Origin of the sequence: Oceanisphaera psychrotolerans (assembly GCF_001870485.1) — a bacterium.
GTDB lineage: Bacteria > Pseudomonadota > Gammaproteobacteria > Enterobacterales > Aeromonadaceae > Oceanimonas > Oceanimonas psychrotolerans.
In genome coordinates this window covers 1-1,413 of record NZ_MDKE01000057.1, presented here as the reverse complement: position 1 = coordinate 1,413, position 1,413 = coordinate 1, and the positions used below count along the sequence as shown (strand labels likewise).

Here is a 1,413-nt window from a genome sequence, read left to right as displayed (position 1 = left end):
TAATGCCGATCAGTTAAGCCAGATCGCTTGACGATCCCGCTCAGAAGATCAAAATCCGATGATCACAGGTCATCGGATTTTTTTATGCTGCTTTCAGACGCACTGGCTCGCACTTCTCTCAATCGTACCGTTGAATTTCACAGCCTGGCCGATGTGCTCGATCCCGAGATAATCCAGGCTTGCCTGGTTTCCAACGGCGTGGCAACGGTGCGTAGGCGCAAGCTGCCCATGGAAGCCATGGTCTGGGCGGTCATTGGTATGGCGTTGTTTCGTGGTGATTCAGTACGCCAATTAATCAACAAACTGGATATTGTCTTGCCACAGGAGGTCGATTCGGTGGTGCGTAGCGCGGTCACGCAGGCACGTAAAAAGCTCGGCAGTGAGGTGGTGCGCGATATCTTCAGGCAAACCAGTGTCAACTGGCACGCGCAGGCTCAACATCCAAACTGGGGTGGACTGAATCTGTATGGTGTTGACGGCGTGGTCTGGCGAACACCAGACTCGCCACAGAATGCCGAAGCATTTGCCCGCACTGCGAACAAATCCAAGGAGGCGGCTTACCCACAAGTTCGCATGGTGTGCCTGATGGAGCTGAGCAGCCATTTATTGGTGGATAGTGCCTTTGACAGCGTCGCGGTGAATGAAATGCACCTGGCTGCCCGGTTACTGGCGAGCGTACCGGACAAGAGTCTGACGCTGTTTGATAAAGGGTTTTACTCGTTGGGTTTGCTGCATGCCTGGCAACAAGGGCAGCAGCGCCACTGGTTGCTGCCAATGCGTAAAGGCACGCAGTACGAAGTGATACGCAGCTTGGGGCGGCAGGACAAACTGGTTCGACTGACCACCAGCCCACAGGCTAGAAAAAAGTGGCCCGGATTACCGGAGACGCTGGAGGCGAGACTGCTGAGTAAAACCGTCAAGGGTAAGCTCGTTCATGTCCTGACGTCCCTGACCGATGCCATGGCCTACCCCGGTCGGGATATTGTTGATTTATATGCCCATCGCTGGGAAATCGAGCTGGGTTATCGAGAAATGAAACAGCACCTGCTGGACAGTCGCTTTACCTTGCGTAGTCAGTTGCCGGAGTTGATACGGCAAGAGCTGTGGGGCGTGCTGCTGGCCTATAACCTCATCCGCTACAAAATGATATTAATGGCTCATTCGTTACCTGCGACCTATCCCAATCAGCTGAGCTTCAGGGAGGCGTCGTCCTATATCATCTTCAAACTGACCCAGTTGCCTGGTGTGGCACCAGGCAACCTGCCAAGCGCGGTGTTTGCACCAGAGAAACAAGCCAAACAGTTCAAACTGGAAGGGAAACGAGAACGAAGCTATCCAAGGGTACTAAAGGCTTCGAAGAACACGTACCCAGTCAGAAAGAAAAATGCCGTTCACCTTAAGTGAACGGCATTA

The 1,413-nt window shown here is 53.3% G+C and carries 1 protein-coding gene; it reads left to right on the top strand.

From position 1 onward, the window contains the following. Positions 1–84 precede the first annotated feature (84 nt). Positions 85–1,404 (top strand): IS4 family transposase, encoded by a 1,320-nt coding sequence (locus BFR47_RS15030; RefSeq protein ID WP_071473830.1) that lies wholly within the window; start codon positions 85–87, stop codon positions 1,402–1,404. The last annotated feature ends 9 nt before the right edge of the window (positions 1,405–1,413 follow it).